This is a genomic window from Pannonibacter sp., from assembly GCF_051860505.1.
Classification (GTDB): domain Bacteria; phylum Pseudomonadota; class Alphaproteobacteria; order Rhizobiales; family Stappiaceae; genus Pannonibacter.
This window is the reverse complement of the sequence record NZ_JBHYDX010000017.1, coordinates 23,048-39,316: the sequence shown is the minus strand read 5'-3', so window position 1 is coordinate 39,316 and position 16,269 is coordinate 23,048. Positions and strand designations below refer to the sequence as shown.

Genomic DNA, 16,269 nt, shown 5'->3' with positions numbered 1-16,269 from the left:
ATCTTGGTGTCCGGCATTGATTTCGTAGCCCGTTTCGGGTTCCCTAGTGGCGACAAGGATAGGCGTCGATCCTTTAACAGCATCTACAGGCAACGGATAGCGCTGTGAGCTCCGACCATCAGGATGATCGCGGCCCGGATCACCCGCCGGAGCAGGCGGACAGGGTTGCTGCGTCAGCGCAAGACAGCGCCCGTCCGCGTCGCAACACCTATCGCTCGCTGACGTCCCGCCTCCTGTCGGCTGATGCCTGGGTCGATACGGCCCTATGGCGGGCCGGGCGGTCGTTTGCCGAAGGCCTTCGCGCCTACGACCGCTTCCTGCGGCGGTTCGAGGTTCGTGGCTTTGGCCGCGCGGCAGCCGAAGTCGGCTCCGACGGCGCTACCTTCGGCCTTCTCGGTCTGCTCGTCCTTCTGACTTTCGCCCAGCCGGCCTTCGAGGCCACCCGCAATGCGGACTGGATGACGACCGAGGACTTCGCCGTTACCTTCCTCGACCGCTTCGGCAAGGAAGTCGGCCGGCGCGGCATCGTGCTCAATGACACGGTGCCGCTCGAAGAGCTCCCCGACGTGCTCGTCAAGGCGACACTTGCCACCGAAGACCGCCGTTTCTTCGAGCACTTTGGCATCGATGTTATCGGTACGTCCCGAGCCATGGTTGAGAACCTGCGGGCCCGGACCGTGGTGCAGGGCGGCTCCTCGCTGACCCAGCAGTTGGCCAAGAACCTGTTCCTGTCCAACGAGCGCACCCTGGAGCGCAAGATCAAGGAGGCCTTTCTTGCGCTGTGGCTGGAGGCAAATCTGACCAAGCGCCAGATCCTGAAGCTTTATCTCGACCGCGCCTACATGGGCGGCGGCGTGTTCGGCGTCACGGCGGCCTCCGAGTTCTATTTCCGCAAGAACGTGCGCGAGTTGTCCCTGGCCGAGGCAGCCATGCTCGCCGGCCTCTACAAGGCTCCGAGCAAATACGCCCCGCACATCAACCTGCCTGCCGCCCGAGCGCGGGCCAATGAAGTCCTGACCAACATGGTCCAGTCCGGCTTCATGACCGAGGGCCAGGTGATCGGCGCCCGCCGCAATCCGGCCGTGGCCGTCGACCGGTCGCAGGAACAGGCCCCCGACTACTTCCTCGACTGGGCCTTCGATGAGGTCAGGAAGCTCGCCCGCCGCAATCCCGCCCTTGCCCGCGACCGCATCGTCACCGTCCGCACCACGCTGGACCCGGCCCTGCAGCGTCAGGCGGAGCAATCCGTGGACAGTGTTCTGACCGAATTCGGTCAGGCGCGCCGCACCCGCGAGGCTGCCCTGGTCGTCATGGTTCCCGATGGCGCCGTCCGGGCCATGGTTGGTGGCCGCGACTATGGCAAGAGCCAGTTCAATCGGGCCGTCGCCGCCCTGCGCCAACCCGGCTCGTCCTTCAAGCCCTTCGTCTACATCACGGCCTTCCTCAACGGCTATTCGCTCGCCAGTATTGTGCCGGACGCGCCCGTTTCGATCGGCAACTGGAGCCCTCGCAATTATTCACGCGGCTATGCCGGTCCGATTTCCCTCAAGGATGCCCTGACCCGGTCGATCAATACGGTTCCCGTTCGCCTGTCCATTGCCGTCGGCCGGCCGGCGATCATTGAAACGGCCTACAGGATGGGCATCACGCACGAATTGCAGAACACGGTGTCCCTGCCCCTGGGGGCTTCGGATGTGTCCGTGATCGACATGACCGCCAGCTATGCAGCCTTCGCCAATGGCGGCCTCAAGGCATCTCCCTACGCCATCCTCGAGGTTCGCAACTCCTTTGGCCGCCAGCTCTATGACCGCAACCGCAACGAGCCGGAACCGGAGCGTATCCTGCCAGCGGATAAGGTCGGTGAGATCAACGACATTCTGGTCAACGCGGTCGAGAACGGCACAGGACGGAGGGCCATCGTCGAAGGCGTCGTCGTCGCTGGCAAGACCGGCACAACTTCGGCCTATCGCGATGCCTGGTTTGTCGGCTACACAGGCAACTTCGTCAGCGCCGTCTGGTTCGGCAATGATGATTTTTCCCCGACCGACCGTGTCACTGGCGGCACCTTGCCGGCCCTCGCCTGGCAGAAGCTGATGGCCTATGCCCATGCCGGTATCGAGCTTGTCCCGATGCCGGGCATCGATCCGACGCGCCTGAAACCGGCCCAGATTGCCCGCAGCAGCGACGGTGCGCCGGCCGCCAGCCAACCACGCATCCTGTCCACCCGCACCGCCGAAGTACTCGGCCAGATTGGCCGGGCGCTTGATGCCCTGGGCCAGACCGCTTCGGCCAGCGAGGAGGTCGCCCAGCCATGAAGTCGGCTTTTCCGCTCGGGCCAGAAACCGACTGGCAGAAGACCAGGACGCCGGATATCCTGAGGCCGACGCCCGTTTCGCGCCTTGCCCGGGCGCTCGCGCTTGTCGTCACCATCGCCGTCGCCGTCGTGTTCGGACTGTGGTCCGCCCATCTTGCGTTGACCAGCGAGGACCTGTTCAAGCCGATCCGCATCGGTGTCTGGGGCGCCCATCCCCTTGCCGGCACGCCCGAGGCTGATCCCTATTCTGCGGCGATCTATGCCCGGACCGGGCGCATTCCACTGGCCAATGGCGAGGGCGTCGCCTTTGTCGCCTCGACGGATTCCTCCGGCGAGCCGCTGAGCCCTGCTTGCAGCTACCGGATCGCCGGCCAGACCCCCACGGCACGCCTGTGGACCCTTACCTCCGCAGATCGGGACGGACGCCTCATGCCCACTGCTGCCGGCCGGGTCAGCCTGTCGAGTTCAGGCCTCCTGCGGGCCTCCGACGGCAGCTTTGAAGTCTCCGCCTCCCGGGCTCCGCGCCCCGGCAATTGGCTGCCGCTTGGCCAGGGTGACGATCTCAGCTTCATCCTGCGCCTCTATGATGCGCCGATCACCACCGGAGCATCGCTCATCGGCCTTACCATGCCCGAGATCACGAAGGTCAGTTGTCCATGACCGGTCGCCGTCTTCTCGTCCGCCTTGCGCTCTACGGACTAGCAAGCCTGCTTCTGGCCGGGATCGTCCACATCTTCGTTGTGCTGACCGTCCCCGGCCATGTGCGTGCCGAAGCATTCGCCCGGTTGGCCCGGATCGGCTCGGACCGGCAGTTCCATGTCCTGCCGGCAGTCGCGCCCGGTGCCGAGCCGCTGCCCATGCTGGACCCGGAAATGGGCCATGCCCTGTGCTGGTTCCGGCTTGCCGACGGACCGGTCAGCCTGAGCGCTGCGGTCAACTCGCCATTCTGGTCCATGGCCCTGTTCAATGGCTCGGGGGAGGTCGTCTACAGCCTCAACAACCGCACGTCAGGCAGCGGCGAATTGGCCATGCTGGTGCTGACAACGCCGCAACTTTCGATCCTGCGCGCCAATCCGCCGGAAAACCTCGATGAGCTTATTGTCATCGAAACAGACCAGACGGACGGCTTCGTCCTTTTGCGCGCCTTTGTTTCGGATCGCCCCAGCACCGATGTTGTCAGCTCGGGCCTCAAGGCTGCCCGTTGCGACACTCTTAAGCCCGACATGCCGACGTCGAGTTGAGGCCTATTTCTGCGGGGCGGGCCGTTCGAGACCCCATCTGGAATAGATCCGGGACCGTTCCGCATCGATGGCCGTCTGGTAGCGGTCCGAATGCTCACAGCCTTTTTCGGTCAAACGCACCACCGTCTCCAGTTCCTTGATCGCCCGGTTGACTTCCCAGATCCGGCTGCCGGACGGCGTCTCGATCTCGAAATGATCGACGGCGGTCTGATAGGCCTGGATGCGGAAGCGCAGGGCCTGCGCCACCCACCCGGTATAGGCCCGGTTTTCCCACACCCGTGCATTGGCACCGGCATAGGTGTCGACGGTCACCAGATCCCGGCTCGACAGCGCCCGCAACCGGTCGAGATCCGCCTTCGCCACCCGTGTCGCCACCTCGCAAAATGGCGGCACCAGGGTCGCATCCCCGCGCGCATCCGCCGCGATCCGGTCGAAGCGTACTTCGCTCGACCGGAACCGCTCCGATCCAAGAAACACCGTATACTGCGTGACGGGGACCAATCCCTGCTTCTCGGGCAGCAGCCGCGTGCGTGCCAGCTCGACCTTGGTGCCGCCAATCCAGTCTTGCGTTGCCGGCGGACGGATCAGCCCCCAGCCCAGATTACGCAGCAGTTTCTCGTCGTCGGTCAGCAGGAATTCGGAGACTGGCTCCTCGCGCAGACGCGCGGCCATGTTGCCCGCTTCCGGCATCAGGGCATCATGCACGACGGAGGGCTTGGCCCGGTTGAAATCGCCGGTCGGGCGGGTACAGCCGAGCGGCCCCAGACAAAACACGGCGGCCACCGCCAGCAGCGGAGGCAGAAGGGAAGAAAGCCGTCGGCACGTCAGCCGGGCAGAAATCATCGTCATGCAGCCATCCTCGCGCGGGTTCTCGCGCGGCGGCTCACGCGTCAGTCAGGGCCGCCTGGTCGTGTTCGGGGGCCGCATTCTTGGCCGGTGCTCCGATGGTCCCGATTCTCGGGTCGAGATCAAGCGCCACGCGCTCGATGCGCACACCGGGAAACAGGACAACACGGTCCGTGACCGGGGTCTCGTCTGCTCCCGCCGGAGCGGCTCGGTGTTTCAGCGGCCTGCGGGCCGCTGCGAAATCCAGCAAGGTTCCCATCTTCGTCTCCGCCATGTCTGCGGCCCGATGTCACCCGGGCCGTTCGCCCCACAGCTGTCTTGCCTGTCGGTAACTTCGAGTTACGCCCCGTCAGGGTTAACAGCCTGCTAACGGTTTACGTCTAAGTTTAAGCGACGGATCCGTTGGTCCGTCTTGTACATCAGGCTGTGTTGACGCGTATCCATGTCCCCAGTCCCGTTCGTTAAAGGCCTGGACAGGCCAGCGCTTGATCCTGAGATCATCCGCAAGGACCGCCTGCTTCTGGCAGCGGCAGAGCTCTTTTGCGCGCGCGAACGGCATGATCGGGCCGAAGTCAGGGCTTTCGCCGAACTTGCCCTCAATCTCTACGACGCCACCTCGCTTGCCGACCGCCGCCGTGTCGCCTGCCTGGTTGCCCGCGCTCCCCAGGCGCCGGCGGACGTGTTGACGCGCTTTGCCGATGACGAGGATGCCCTTGTCGCCTATCCGGTGATCCTGCATGGCGCTGCCATTGCGCCCGATGTCCTTGCCCGGATTGCCCGGCGCGGTCCGGAAAGCCTTCGACGCGCCCTGCTGCGGCGCCAGGATCTGGACGAGGCGACGCTGGTGATCCTGGCCGCCGAAGCCGAACCCGACACGTTGCTGGCCCTGTCCGACCTGCCGGATGGCAACCTGCCGGATGCCTGCCTCGATATCCTGTGCGGCCGCCCGGCGGTGATGGATCGCCTTGGCCCCTTGCTGGCCGAGCGCAATGCCCTGCCCAGCGACCTGCTGATGGCCAACTTTCCGACGCTGGATCCGGTCAACCGCCAGCGCGCCCTGGCCACCGCCGGCCTTCGCGCCTTGGCCGAAAAGGCCCGCCAGCCGCTCGCCCGGCCGGCCCGACCGACACTCAAGCCCCAATTGCTCAAGCGGCTCATTGAAGTTGCCCTTGGCGCCGGTCACGAGGCCTTTGCAACCGAGTTGGCACAGTTGCTCGGCCTCGACGGCGACTTCTGCCTCGCAATCGTCTGTGACATGAGCGGGGAAAGCCTGATGGTTGCGCTGAAGGCCCTCGGCATGGCCGAAGCCGATGCCTCCTCGATCCTGGTTCGCCTGACGGGAAACAACCTGTCACTGGAGGGCTTGCGGGCTGCGCTTCGCCTTTACGAAACATTGTCGCTGGCCGCTGCCCAGTTGCTGGTGTCAACCTGGCGTCAGCATTCGGGAACGGAACCGGGCCAGCAGCGGGCGGCGGCATCCACGTCCGCTCCTGTCGCCGGTCTGCGTCCGGGGGCACAATCCGGGCTTGCTGCCGGCCTGCGTGGATCCGACGCCTCACATCTGCCGCTGGACGGCCTTTCGGACAAGCGCCTGGCCTCGTCCTGACAGGCGTCCCTTCGCCTGTCTCCCTCAGCTTTCAGGGATCAGCGGCAAGGCCGCCGTGCCATCGCGGCTGTCGATCTCGACCACCCAGAAATCCGGATCCATCCGCTTTTCACGCTCGAGCCGCTGATTTGCCTCCTCGCGGCTGCCTGCCTTGATCAGGGGCTCGAACAGGCGGCCATCAGGTGTGGATTCGAAAATCGCCTGCGGCGCGGGGCCAAAGAGGTCGACAGTTCCATCCAGACGATCCACCAGCACGAAGATCGCGCCTGCTTCCTCCGCTCCTTTGCGGGAGATTGCGGCAAATGCCCCCTCCCCGGTCACCCGGCGGATGAGCGCGCTCACGTAAAATCGGCTGGTCAGTCTCGGCAAGGGCCGGCTCCCTGGAGCAACTGACGGTCAATCGCACATGCTTGACCGTCCGGAAACGGATCACCCCGTCACGAGGCAACGAAGCGGGCACCCGTCAGGCCGCCGGTGAATGAACGAGCCTCTCGCCGGCCGTCCTCAGCCTTCGAAAGGAATACCGGTGAAATCTTCGAGCTGACGGATCAGGGCGGGTGACACCTGCCCTGTGATCGCCATCCCCCGGTCCAGTTCGAACCGCTGAATCGCGTTGACCGTGTTCTGGCTCATCACCCCATCGGCGCGCAAGGGCCCATAGCCAAGTTCCGCTAGGAGAGCTTGCACCCGGCCCAACCGGCGCGCTTCCATGTCGAGCGATCCGGACAGGTCGCCGACCGTGCCCGGCGGCACGGGCGTCGCCTCTGCCGTCACCTGCGGCGCTGGGGTGAAGGGGGGCGCTGCGGGAACCACTTGCGGCGCTTGCACGTCAGGTGCTCGTGCCGGTCGGGCAAAGGGTGAGGGTCGGGGTACCGGGACAATCACCGAAGAGACAGACTGTGGAGCGCCGCCGCCGGTCATGGCCTGTGCGGCAGCGGCCATGTCGTCCGTCTCCATGAGCAGGCGCGCCAGCAGCGCGCTGGTCGGGTGCCCGGTCTCCGGCTGGCCCGTCAGGATCTCGTAACGGCGGATCGAGCGCTCGGTTGCCGGACCGATCAACCCGTCCAGCAGACCCTCATAAAGACCGAGGCGGCGCAGTTCGGTCTGGATATCGAGGATAAGCGTCGAGATGGGCTGGGCAATGACACTGCGCTCTTCGCCCGCCTGTACATCGACCTTCTGGTCCCGCGACACGAACAGCGGTGCTGGATGGCGTTGCGGCTGCAGGCTGATCGCATTGGCGATGATCAGGCATCCGGTCAGCGCCATGACAACGGAACCGCCCGCTGCCAACGGATTGTCCAGCGCCGCCTGTCCGGCCCGGGCAATCAGGCCTTCGCGTTCCTCAAGCTCATCGAAGTCGTCTTTCCGGCGGGCCATGTCTGCTCCCGTGTCAGGCGACGGTTTTCAGAGGGGCGTCAACCTCTGCAAGATCTGGCTTCCCGTGGCCTGCCAGTGGAAGGCGCACGCAGACCCGGGTCCCGAAGCCCTTGCGGCTCTCGATCTGCAGCGTGCCGCCATGCAGTTCGGTCAGGGCTTTCACCATGGACAATCCGAGCCCGGTTCCCGCAGCTGCCAGCGGTGCAGCGCGGAAATACGGCTCGCCGATACGGGCAAGCGCCTCGTCATCCATGCCAAGGCCGCTGTCACAGACATACAGGTCCACCGCGTCGTCATTGAGCCTGGCGCCAAGCACCACCTCGCCGCCCTCGGCGCTGTACTTTACGGCATTGGACAGCAGGTTGAGCACGATCTGGCGGCAGGCGCGCCGGTCAGCCGGAAAAGCCTGGATGCCGTCGCACAGGTCCATGCGGATGCTGATGCGCCTTGCTGCGGCCTCGCCCGACAGCATATGGCGGCAACTTTCAAGGCAGGCGCGCAGGTCAAAGGGCTCGATGCTGAGGTCCATCCTGCCGCTCTCAAGCCGCGATACGTCCAGCAACCCTTCCACGACCTCCAGCAGATGCGTGCCTGATTCGTGGATCAGCTCGACATATTCCCGCTTGCGCTGCTCGTCGGCCAGCATCGCCGGACTGGCGCGCAGCAGGTCTGAGAACCCGATGATGGCATTGAGCGGTGTCCGCATTTCATGGCTGACGGCCGCCAGCATCCGCGTCTTGGCCACGCTCTGCGCCTCTGCGGCATTTTGGGCGTTCAGGGCCCGCTCGTCCTCGGCCTTGCGCTGTGTTGCATCGCGCAGGACGGCAACCACAGCACCATCCGGCAGCCGGCGGCACGTCAGGTCAATCCAGCGATAGTCGGCAAGGCCAGCCTCGCCAGGCTGCGTTGCGCCTGTGCGCAGGCGCACGTCGAGGCGCGGCGGTTCCAGCCCGCGTTCAGCATCGGAGACCGTCTTCAGATAGGCCGGCCGATCAGCCACATGCAGGCGCTGGAACAAGCCCTTGCGCTGCAATTGGCGCGCCGGCACGCCCGAAACGACGTCGGCCGGGCCGGTCAGCGTTTCCACATCCCCGCCTTCGCCCAGGCGCAGGACGAGATCGCCCAGTGTATCGCAGACGAGACGCAGGTCATGTTCCCGGTCCACGGCCAGCGCATCGCTGCGCCGCTGGTCAAGAGCAAACCGCAAGGCGAGCATGGCCGCGTAGGCAAGTCCCCCGCCGGCGGACACGGCCAGTGCCGCACGCGGGTCAATCGCCAGGGCAAGAACGGGCGCGCCAGGGGCCATGGCCGTCAGCAGCGCGGCCTCGACCACGCACAGCGCCGTCACCCAGAGTACCGCACGCCGGTCGCCCGACAGGGCGGCCTCGACAGGGGCCAGCAGCAACCACAGCAGAGCAAAGGAGGCGACACCACCGGTCAGAGCGCAGATCGCGCCGATGAAAAGGGCGAACAGCGCGGCGGAAGCAGCCTGCGCCAGGGTCAGATATCCGGTGCGCGACAGGAACAGCACCAGTGGCCACTGCGCCAGCGCCCAGGCCAGAGCCAGGGTCAGCGGCAGTGACGCCGGACCGGCCAGCGCCAGGTGCAGCGGCAGCAGGATCAGTGCCGCTGATCCTGCTCCAAGACTGGCAGTGATGAAAGTGGCATGGCGCGGCGCACGCAGCCGATCCGAGGCGGCCGACGGGTGCACCAGGCCCTCGATGAAGCGGCTGATTGTATGGCCAAACACCTGTAGAACTCTGGACACGCTACGCAACACACTCACTCTGACTGGCTAGGATCCAACGGAAGCCGGATTCTGTTCCACGGACAGTTTTGCGCAGACCGCTTAAGGAACGCTGAAAGCCGGTTCACATCGTGCAAATCTCTTTCCCGAAAAAGCGGTTCTGGCCCAGGGACTTGCACTGGACTTGCTCAAATTTGAATCAATTTTGCTCTGCATTTTCCTCAAGTCATCTGCGTATTTGATGAAAAACGCGGGGGGGATCTGAACCTGCCCTTTGGACGTCGCTGCTAATGTGACGGCATAAGAAAACCGCTGGCCCTGGCATGGAGCACGGCGGATCTCAGGAACTCGACAGGGTAGCGTCATGTTTTTTCTGATCAGGACAGCCTTCTGGCTCACACTGGTCCTTGTGCTGATCCCCTTCGGCACCGGCCAGAAGACCACCACCGGGATCGACGTCGATCCTTTGTCCGCCGTGCTGGCGGCTCAGGCGACGGTGTCCGACCTCACCGGCTTCTGCAATCGCAATCCCCAGGCCTGTGAGACAGGTGGCCAGGCCTTGGTGGCCATCGGGGCCCAGGCTCGCGATGGGGCGCGCATCGTCTATGAATTTCTCGACAAGTCGGTTGAAGGGTCGGACCCGGCGGCTCCGCAGACAAGCGTGAGTGCCGAGATGCCCGTCTTCACCGGTTCGGTCGGCGGCAACGGTCCGATGGTCGCCGCCGATCCCGCTCCGGCCTGGCATCTGCCGGCGCCGGAAACAGTTCCGGGAGCTGCAAGCGCTGCTCCCGTCACCGCACCCTCCACTCCGGAGGTCTCCTTTGGGCCGGTGCCACGGCCCAATCCCCGGTCAGGCTCTCGTGTCTGACCACTGCTGACCGCGTGCGACTGCGTTAAAGCTTCTCGTACGCGGTGGTTTGCGCCCCGCATGACCGGACTGGCCCCGCCCTCTTGGCGACCGGTTCGGGAGACGGAAACACTCCGCGGTCTTTTCCGCGACGCCGCAAGTGGGCAGCTGCCCTTTCCACTTGCGGCGTCTTTTTTTGTCCGCTGCGCACTGGTGTCTCTCTTGACCGGTCTCAGGTCCTCCGACGGCTTGCACTTGCGGGGCATGGGGCTATATCTCCGTGACATTCAGTTCCGTCCGGGCGCCTTTTCCATGACCACTTCCCTTGCCGACATTCTCGATGGCTTCGAATTCCTCGATGACTGGGAAGACCGCTACAAATACGTCATCGACCTTGGCCGCGCCCTGCCGCCCTTCCCGGCCGAATGCCGCACGGACGCCTACAAGGTGCGCGGCTGCGTGTCGCAGGTCTGGCTGGTGACCGACGTGTCCCGCACAGCCGCCGGCGAGCCGGTGCTGACCTACCAGGGCGACAGCGACGCCCTCATCGTCCAGGGCCTGGTGGCCATCGTGCTGGCGATCTTCTCCGGAAAGACGGCGCAGGAGATCCTGGCAACGGATGTCGACGCCCTTTTTGCCCGCATCGGCCTGCAGGACCACTTGACCCCGCAGCGGTCAAATGGCCTCAAGTCGATGGTCGAACGGATCCGCTCCGACGCGGCGACGGCCCTGGCGGCCTGATCCGGCCCCGGCCAAGCCGGTAGTGCTCGTCGAGGCAGGTCAAGCCAAGGCCCAGAACCACTTTCGCCGAACGGGCGGGCCAGCCGCGCTCCCGCTCGACCGTCTCCAGCCCTTTCAGTAGGCAACAGACATCGACAAGCACGGGAGACAATCCTGGCCCGACTGCTGCCAGCGCCGTCTCCACGCGCTGGCGCGCGGCGATCACCTGATCATTGAGGTCAATTCCTGCGCCGGCGCTGGCACCGCCGCTGATCCGCTCCGTTCGCCAGCCCCCGGCCAGCTGCGGCATCATGCCGGCGAAAGTAAAATCCTGCCGCAGCCGCTCGCCAGCCTCGACCTGACCCGGGTTCAACAGGGCCTGTCCCCTGGCGTCCCTGCGGCTGGCAAGCCAGGCAAGCGGGCTCTCGCCAAGGTCAACAAGCACGTGGCCTGCCTTGTCCTCATGTGCCGGCCTCCCCTTATGCGGCACCGGTTGTGATGCCCGCTCCTGATGCTGTCCACGGAAGCTGTCATCGCCGCCAGAGAGCATTCGTCGCAAGTGCATCCGGCCCTCTTCGCTGAGGTGAATAGTTCCGGCCTCCTGCCGAACCAGCCCGGCAGCCAGCAGTTCCGCCACCAGCTTGCGCCCATCGCCGTTTTCCGTGCCGCAAAGGCTGGCAGTCTCCGCCCGTGTCAGTGCGCCCCGGGCCAGTCGGCGCAACAGTCCGCGGGCGGTCATCGGACATCGCCTTCAGACATCAACCCGCAGCTGTCGGGCTCCTCGGCGGCAATCCGATCTTGTGCCGCCATGTCGTGGATGGCGCGCTCGAACTGTTCCAGCATCCGGTCGTGACACGGGTTGTCCCTGAGATCCTCCATTTTACGGCAGGCATATCCGACCGTGGATCGGTCGCGGTTGTAGAGGCGCCCCACCTCGCCGAGCGTCAGCCCGAACGTGACATGCGCCAGGTACATCATGACCTGGCGCGCACAGGCAACGTTTTTCCGCCCCCTTGATTCCCGCATCAAGTCTTCCACGCGAATGTCAAAGAATTCCGACACCAGGTTTTCAGCGGATCTCATGCCTCTTGAGATCTTCTCATTCGCCCTGATCCTTGAAACTCGGCACCTACCCGTCCCGAATACTTCGAGAATTTCACTGTAGACATGATGTTCCATCAGATCTCCCCTCTTTTGCTTTCGATTTGTAGGCTTATTTTCCTACATTCTAAGAGAGCAATTTGGGGTGGGGGATAAGTTTCCTATCAACCAGAGAGAGAGTCAGGCGTGTACTGGCAAGTTATCCCCGTGGGTCAGACCTCAGGCACACTGAGCCGATCGCGCCGGTCGGAACAGGCGGAAGCCGTGGGAACAACGGGATGCAAATTCACAGAACCAGGTTGACCAAAGCCGCTGGACTGGACTTGTCCCGGCATCGCCTTGTCCGCCTGCTCGGTCGGGACGCGCTGCTGCCTTCGGACTGGCGGCCGGGGGCCACGCTGCCACGCGCGGCGGTCTGGCGTCTTCTGCAAATGGTGCGGCAGGAGCGGGCGCGTCACGGCTGCGGCCACTGGACCGCAAGCCTGCCTCGCCTCCTGGCCCTGGAAGCCACCCTTCCGGCGGCCTTCCGGAGCCGGGCTGCCCCCGGCAGGAGCCCCGCTGGCAAAAGCATTGCGCCGCAAGTCCGGTTCGGTTCAGGCGACGGGTCTGCCACGGCAAACAAAAAAGACCGCCCCGTTTTCGGGGGCGGTCCTGACCCGTGCTGACACGGGAGCATTCGGAGTGGAAAGCCGCACCGGCGAGCCTCGCCGGCAACAGACCTTACTTGACGCGCTTGCGCTGCTGGCCAAGACCCATCTTCTTCGCCAGTTCCGAGCGGGCAGCGGCGTAGTTCGGGGCAACCATCGGGTAATCGGTCGGCAGGTCCCACTTCTCGCGGTACTCTTCCGGGGTCATGTCGTAGTGCGTGCGCAGGTGACGCTTCAGCGACTTGAACTTCTTCCCGTCTTCGAGACAGATGATGTAGTCCGGCATGACCGACTTCTTGACCGGAACGGCCGGCTTCAGCGGCTCCGGCTCCGGCTCGGCCTGGGTGCCCGAGGTGCGCTGCAGCGCATTATAGATATCATTGATCAGAACCGGCAGATCCGTCGCAGCCACCGTGTTGTTGCTCACGTATGCAGAAACGATTTCCGCGGTCAGGTCGATCAGGTTGGCGTCTACCGGATTGTCAGTCATGTCTCACCCGTTCCATATATCTTGTGGCGATTTCGCAAGTCGGATCGAAGCTTCTGACTTCGCTTACCGCTGGTAAGATGCTGAAGTCTTGCTTGCAGCTCTCAACTGCTAAAATTTGATTCTACTGCTTGGACAACGTTCTTGCGTTTATACAGGCGCGCTTCGCAGTCGACAAGCCCTGAACAACATCGAAAAAGTAATTCGTTATCGCGAATTGCCTGTCATCACTGTCTGTCTGTTCTAATTTTGTCGAATTTGTGGAGATGCAATTGAGTAAATTGCCCAGAAGCGCAATCAAAGGACCATCAGCACAGGCGACTCAAACATAGACCAGACGTAATCAATTGCCTCATTGCCCATCCGGACTTCGAATGCAAGCCCGGATCTGGGAAGACAGGCGGTCTTTCCGGGTGAAAAGGCGCAGCCTGCCCCTCCTGCCCTCGCACAAGCCGCCGATGCAACGGGGCAATGCCGGGAACGGGCGCCACAAAAAATCCGGGGCGCAGCGCACCCCGGATGGCAACGTCTGTCTTTGCGGGCTGGCGACAGTCAGGTCTTGCGCTTGCTGCTCTTGCCCTGCAGTTCCCTCACCCAGTCCTGGCGCGAGCTGGCACAGGTTGGATAGCCTGCAGAAAAAGCCGCTTTTGCCAGCAGATGCGCAGAGATCGGCGCCGTCAGAAGGAAGAACAGAACGCCGGCGATGGCGCGGGTTGTGACGTCGAGCTGGCCAGCATCAAGGGCCAGCGCGATCAGCAACAGGCTCGAGCCGACGGTCCCGGCTTTCGAGGCCGCATGCATCCGCGAGTAAACATCCGGCAATCTCAGCACGCCGACAGCTGCCAGCACCGCAAACAGGGCACCGATGATCAGCGTCAGGCCGACGAGGATATCAACCAGGGCGGTCATTTCACTCTCCTGTTGCGGGCGACTGCGGCCTTTACTTCTTCGGCAATCGTCTGGTCGCCAGCTGTGCCGCGGTTCTTGATGAAGCGGGCAAGGGCAACCGTCGCCAGGAAGCCAACAAGACCCAGCGTGATGGCAATGTCGATGTAGAGATAGAAGTTGGTCGCAACACCGATCACCGCGATAAAGCCGATCACGGTGCCCACCAGCATGTCGAGCGCCAGCACCCGATCCGGCAGCGTTGGTCCGATGACCGTGCGCACCACCGTCAGCAGGAACGCCAGGCACAACAGGGCGAGCGATATCTGGATCGCCACGTCCAGGAAGCCGGACGCAAAAGTCTCGAAGGGGCTCAACGGAATGCCTCCATGATCTTGCGCTCGAAGCCATTGCGGATATCGGCGATCGTGGCCTCGGGATCCGGCAGATCGATACAATGCACATAAAGGGTCTTGCGATCCTCGGACACGTCCACCGACAGCGTCCCCGGCGTCAACGTGATAAGGTTCGCCAGCAGGGCAATTTCGAAGTCCCGCTCGACGGTCAGCGGAAAGGCGATGAGCCCCGGACTGACGTCCATCTTCGGCCGGCTGACCAGCAGGGCGACGCGCCAGGCCGACAAGGCCAGTTCTTTCAGGAACAACAGGATCAGTCCGACGACCCGACCGGTCCGCTGGAAGTAACTTGAACCGCCAACCTGCTCGCGGATCATGAAGAGCACCCCTGTCCCCAGGACAAAGCCGAAGGCAAGGTTTACCACCGAGAAGGACCCGCTGACAGCCGCCCAGGACAGCGCCAGCAGGATATTGACGAGGAACAGACCGGTCATGCGCCGCCTCCGAACACCGACCTCAGGTATCCGACCGGATCAACCAGACCGGAGGCACCGCGCGAGGACACTTCCATCATCCACTCCGGCTGCAGGCCGAACAGCACGATCAGCGTGGTCAGGATGCCAATCGGCACCCAGACAGCGGCGGTCGACCTTCCGCCAGCCCCGGCAACCAGCACCCCACCACCCGGCAAGCTCACCGATCCGCCATCGACGGTGCCCTCAGGACCACCACGCCAGAAGGCATAGATCCAGACGCGGCCCACGGCCAGCGAGGTCAGAAAGCCGGTCACGAGGATCGAAGCGGCCAGCCAGTTCCAGCCGAGCGTCAGAGCAGCGTCGACCAGCATCACCTTGGGCCAGAAGCCGGAGAATGGCGGCAGGCCCGCCACGGCGAGCGCCAGCACCAGGAACACCCCGGCCAGCACCGGGCTTGCACCATAGAGGCCGCCAAGCCGGCGCAGGTCATAGCTTCCGGCCATTGCCGCCATCAGGCCGGCAGCCATGTAGAGCGCCGTCATCACCAGGATCGAGTGGACGGTGTAGAACACCGTACCGGACAGCGCCAGCACCGAGCCCATCGCAATGCCGGCCAGCATCGAGCCGATACCGGAAATGACCAGATACCCGAGCAACCGGCGAACATCGGACTGCGCCAGCGCGCCGATCACCCCGGTCAGCATCGTCAGCGCCGCGACCCAGGCAATCACTTCCGCCAGTTCGGTGCGCGCCGCCGGCATCAGCATGACGAGTGTGCGCAGCAGTGCATAGATGCCAACCTTGGTCAGCAATCCTGCAAACACCGCCGCCACGACGATGCGCGGCGTGTGATAGGACGAGGGCAGCCAGAAATTCACCGGGAACGCTGCCGCCTTCATGGCAAAGGCCAGGAAATACAGCACCGCAATGGTCATCAGCGGACCGCTGACGCCGCTTTCCTGCACCTTCATGGTGATATCGGCCATGTTCAGCGTGCCAAGCTGGCCATAGAGCAGCCCGGTGGCGATCAGGAACAGGTTGGTGCCGATCAGGTTGAGAATGCCGTATTTCACCGTGCCGTCGAGCTGGATCCGGTCGTTGCCGAGCACCAGCAGGCCATAGGACGAGATAAGCAGCACCTCGAACCAGACGTAAAGGTTGAACACGTCGCCAGTGAGGAATGCACCGTTCACCCCGGTCATCATCAGCAGCAGGAACGGATAGAAGCCGTAGCGCTTGCCGGAACTGTCGATCGTGATCGAGGCATAGAGCCCGGCTGCAAAGGCAACAATCGCCGCCACCAGCGCCAGGGTCGCGCCCAGAGCGTCAACAGTGAAGGCAATGCCGAAGGGCGGCAGCCAGTTGCCCATCACCATGGTGATGACGCCCCGCTTCAGCACCTCGGCCAGAAGCAGCACGTTGTTGATGACAAGCAGGCCGAGGAAAAACAGCCCCAGCTTCGGCGCCAGCGCCGTATTCTTGCGGCTCATCAGGCACAGCATGCCGCCAACGATGGTCAGGATCGACGGAGCGACCACCAGCCAGTCGGCAAGCTGAACCGGCGCTGTCTGCATGGCAGCTGAAAGGTCGACGGAAATGGAAGGACCGGCCATGGA

18 protein-coding genes are annotated in these 16,269 nt (G+C 64.0%); 6 read left to right on the top strand and 12 right to left on the bottom strand.

From position 1 onward, the window contains the following. Positions 1–104 precede the first annotated feature (104 nt). From ACTIFE_RS13165 to ACTIFE_RS13155, 3 genes are read left to right on the top strand one after another with little or no spacing between them, the layout of a single operon-like run. On the top strand, positions 105–2,315 hold the full coding sequence (locus ACTIFE_RS13165; protein WP_439529614.1) for a transglycosylase domain-containing protein: 2,211 nt from the start codon (positions 105–107) through the stop codon (positions 2,313–2,315). Beyond that, positions 2,312–2,974 carry a DUF1214 domain-containing protein gene (locus ACTIFE_RS13160; protein WP_439529613.1) on the top strand — a complete coding sequence of 221 codons (663 nt, stop codon included), beginning with the start codon at positions 2,312–2,314 and terminating at the stop codon, positions 2,972–2,974. Before ACTIFE_RS13165 ends, ACTIFE_RS13160 begins: the two co-directional genes overlap by 4 nt. Beyond that, positions 2,971–3,555, top strand: a complete 585-nt coding sequence (locus tag ACTIFE_RS13155) for a DUF1254 domain-containing protein (RefSeq protein WP_439529612.1) — start codon at positions 2,971–2,973, stop codon at positions 3,553–3,555. Before ACTIFE_RS13160 ends, ACTIFE_RS13155 begins: the two co-directional genes overlap by 4 nt. Positions 3,556–3,558: 3 nt before the next feature. Here the strand turns inward: ACTIFE_RS13155 and ACTIFE_RS13150 are convergent, their stop codons facing one another. Both ACTIFE_RS13150 and ACTIFE_RS13145 read right to left on the bottom strand, forming a co-directional pair. Continuing rightward, positions 3,559–4,404, bottom strand: a complete 846-nt coding sequence (locus ACTIFE_RS13150; protein WP_439529611.1) for a hypothetical protein — start codon at positions 4,402–4,404, stop codon at positions 3,559–3,561. A 34-nt stretch (positions 4,405–4,438) separates the two neighbouring features. Next, positions 4,439–4,660, bottom strand: coding sequence for a hypothetical protein (locus ACTIFE_RS13145; RefSeq protein WP_439529610.1), 222 nt, complete (start codon positions 4,658–4,660; stop codon positions 4,439–4,441). A 183-nt stretch (positions 4,661–4,843) separates the two neighbouring features. Here ACTIFE_RS13145 and ACTIFE_RS13140 point away from each other — a divergent pair, with 183 nt between their 5' ends. Further along, positions 4,844–6,007, top strand: a complete 1,164-nt coding sequence (locus tag ACTIFE_RS13140; RefSeq protein WP_439529609.1) for a DUF2336 domain-containing protein — start codon at positions 4,844–4,846, stop codon at positions 6,005–6,007. A gap of 24 nt (positions 6,008–6,031) precedes the next feature. Here the strand turns inward: ACTIFE_RS13140 and ACTIFE_RS13135 are convergent, their stop codons facing one another. The 3 genes from ACTIFE_RS13135 to ACTIFE_RS13125 all read right to left on the bottom strand — a co-directional run bounded on the left by ACTIFE_RS13135 (position 6,032) and on the right by ACTIFE_RS13125 (position 9,137). Then, positions 6,032–6,376, bottom strand: coding sequence for a DUF1491 family protein (locus ACTIFE_RS13135; protein ID WP_439529608.1), 345 nt, complete (start codon positions 6,374–6,376; stop codon positions 6,032–6,034). A gap of 135 nt (positions 6,377–6,511) precedes the next feature. Then, complete coding sequence (locus tag ACTIFE_RS13130; protein WP_439529607.1) at positions 6,512–7,387, bottom strand: peptidoglycan-binding domain-containing protein; 876 nt, start codon at positions 7,385–7,387, stop codon at positions 6,512–6,514. Positions 7,388–7,400: 13 nt separating this feature from the next. After that, positions 7,401–9,137, bottom strand: coding sequence for a sensor histidine kinase (locus tag ACTIFE_RS13125; RefSeq protein ID WP_439529606.1), 1,737 nt, complete (start codon positions 9,135–9,137; stop codon positions 7,401–7,403). Between the two features lie 361 nt (positions 9,138–9,498). Here ACTIFE_RS13125 and ACTIFE_RS13120 point away from each other — a divergent pair, with 361 nt between their 5' ends. Together ACTIFE_RS13120 and ACTIFE_RS13115 are read left to right on the top strand one after the other, a co-directional pair. After that, positions 9,499–10,002 carry a DUF5330 domain-containing protein gene (locus ACTIFE_RS13120; protein WP_439529605.1) on the top strand — a complete coding sequence of 168 codons (504 nt, stop codon included), beginning with the start codon at positions 9,499–9,501 and terminating at the stop codon, positions 10,000–10,002. Positions 10,003–10,293: 291 nt separating this feature from the next. Beyond that, the gene (locus ACTIFE_RS13115) at positions 10,294–10,722 is read left to right on the top strand and encodes a SufE family protein (RefSeq protein ID WP_439529604.1); all 429 of its coding nucleotides are present in this window, start codon (positions 10,294–10,296) and stop codon (positions 10,720–10,722) included. Here the strand turns inward: ACTIFE_RS13115 and ACTIFE_RS13110 are convergent. From ACTIFE_RS13110 to ACTIFE_RS13080, 7 genes are all read right to left on the bottom strand, one after another. Next, complete coding sequence (locus ACTIFE_RS13110; protein WP_439529603.1) at positions 10,667–11,440, bottom strand: DUF6456 domain-containing protein; 774 nt, start codon at positions 11,438–11,440, stop codon at positions 10,667–10,669. The genes ACTIFE_RS13115 and ACTIFE_RS13110 overlap by 56 nt on opposite strands. Further along, on the bottom strand, positions 11,437–11,880 hold the full coding sequence (locus ACTIFE_RS13105; protein ID WP_439529602.1) for a helix-turn-helix domain-containing protein: 444 nt from the start codon (positions 11,878–11,880) through the stop codon (positions 11,437–11,439). The genes ACTIFE_RS13110 and ACTIFE_RS13105 overlap by 4 nt, the downstream gene beginning before the upstream one ends. 642 nt (positions 11,881–12,522) lie before the next feature. Next, positions 12,523–12,939 carry a MucR family transcriptional regulator gene (locus ACTIFE_RS13100; protein ID WP_439529601.1) on the bottom strand — a complete coding sequence of 139 codons (417 nt, stop codon included), beginning with the start codon at positions 12,937–12,939 and terminating at the stop codon, positions 12,523–12,525. A gap of 549 nt (positions 12,940–13,488) precedes the next feature. Further along, positions 13,489–13,845: a monovalent cation/H(+) antiporter subunit G gene (mnhG, locus tag ACTIFE_RS13095; protein ID WP_439529600.1), complete on the bottom strand. Its 357-nt coding sequence runs from the start codon at positions 13,843–13,845 to the stop codon at positions 13,489–13,491. Beyond that, on the bottom strand, positions 13,842–14,198 hold the full coding sequence (locus ACTIFE_RS13090; protein WP_439529599.1) for a cation:proton antiporter: 357 nt from the start codon (positions 14,196–14,198) through the stop codon (positions 13,842–13,844). Before ACTIFE_RS13090 ends, mnhG begins: the two co-directional genes overlap by 4 nt. Then, positions 14,195–14,671, bottom strand: a complete 477-nt coding sequence (locus tag ACTIFE_RS13085) for a Na+/H+ antiporter subunit E (protein WP_439529598.1) — start codon at positions 14,669–14,671, stop codon at positions 14,195–14,197. The genes ACTIFE_RS13090 and ACTIFE_RS13085 overlap by 4 nt, the downstream gene beginning before the upstream one ends. Further along, complete coding sequence (locus tag ACTIFE_RS13080; RefSeq protein WP_439529597.1) at positions 14,668–16,266, bottom strand: Na+/H+ antiporter subunit D; 1,599 nt, start codon at positions 16,264–16,266, stop codon at positions 14,668–14,670. The genes ACTIFE_RS13085 and ACTIFE_RS13080 overlap by 4 nt, the downstream gene beginning before the upstream one ends. Between the last annotated feature and the right edge of the window lie 3 nt (positions 16,267–16,269).

Excerpts from the sequence above, each read along its gene's own strand:
- ACTIFE_RS13085 (WP_439529598.1), bottom strand. The coding sequence starts at position 14,671 with ATGACCGGTCTGTTCCTCGTCAATATCCTGCTGGCGCTGTCCTGGGCG.
- mnhG (WP_439529600.1), bottom strand. The coding sequence starts at position 13,845 with ATGACCGCCCTGGTTGATATCCTCGTCGGCCTGACGCTGATCATCGGT.
- ACTIFE_RS13145 (WP_439529610.1), bottom strand. The coding sequence starts at position 4,660 with ATGGGAACCTTGCTGGATTTCGCAGCGGCCCGCAGGCCGCTGAAACAC.
- ACTIFE_RS13080 (WP_439529597.1), bottom strand. The coding sequence starts at position 16,266 with ATGGCCGGTCCTTCCATTTCCGTCGACCTTTCAGCTGCCATGCAGACA.
- ACTIFE_RS13110 (WP_439529603.1), bottom strand. The coding sequence starts at position 11,440 with ATGACCGCCCGCGGACTGTTGCGCCGACTGGCCCGGGGCGCACTGACA.
- ACTIFE_RS13155 (WP_439529612.1), top strand. The coding sequence starts at position 2,971 with ATGACCGGTCGCCGTCTTCTCGTCCGCCTTGCGCTCTACGGACTAGCA.
- ACTIFE_RS13130 (WP_439529607.1), bottom strand. The coding sequence starts at position 7,387 with ATGGCCCGCCGGAAAGACGACTTCGATGAGCTTGAGGAACGCGAAGGC.
- ACTIFE_RS13140 (WP_439529609.1), top strand. The coding sequence starts at position 4,844 with ATGTCCCCAGTCCCGTTCGTTAAAGGCCTGGACAGGCCAGCGCTTGAT.
- ACTIFE_RS13150 (WP_439529611.1), bottom strand. The coding sequence starts at position 4,404 with ATGACGATGATTTCTGCCCGGCTGACGTGCCGACGGCTTTCTTCCCTT.
- ACTIFE_RS13160 (WP_439529613.1), top strand. The coding sequence starts at position 2,312 with ATGAAGTCGGCTTTTCCGCTCGGGCCAGAAACCGACTGGCAGAAGACC.
- ACTIFE_RS13120 (WP_439529605.1), top strand. The coding sequence starts at position 9,499 with ATGTTTTTTCTGATCAGGACAGCCTTCTGGCTCACACTGGTCCTTGTG.
- ACTIFE_RS13115 (WP_439529604.1), top strand. The coding sequence starts at position 10,294 with ATGACCACTTCCCTTGCCGACATTCTCGATGGCTTCGAATTCCTCGAT.
- ACTIFE_RS13100 (WP_439529601.1), bottom strand. The coding sequence starts at position 12,939 with ATGACTGACAATCCGGTAGACGCCAACCTGATCGACCTGACCGCGGAA.
- ACTIFE_RS13105 (WP_439529602.1), bottom strand. The coding sequence starts at position 11,880 with ATGGAACATCATGTCTACAGTGAAATTCTCGAAGTATTCGGGACGGGT.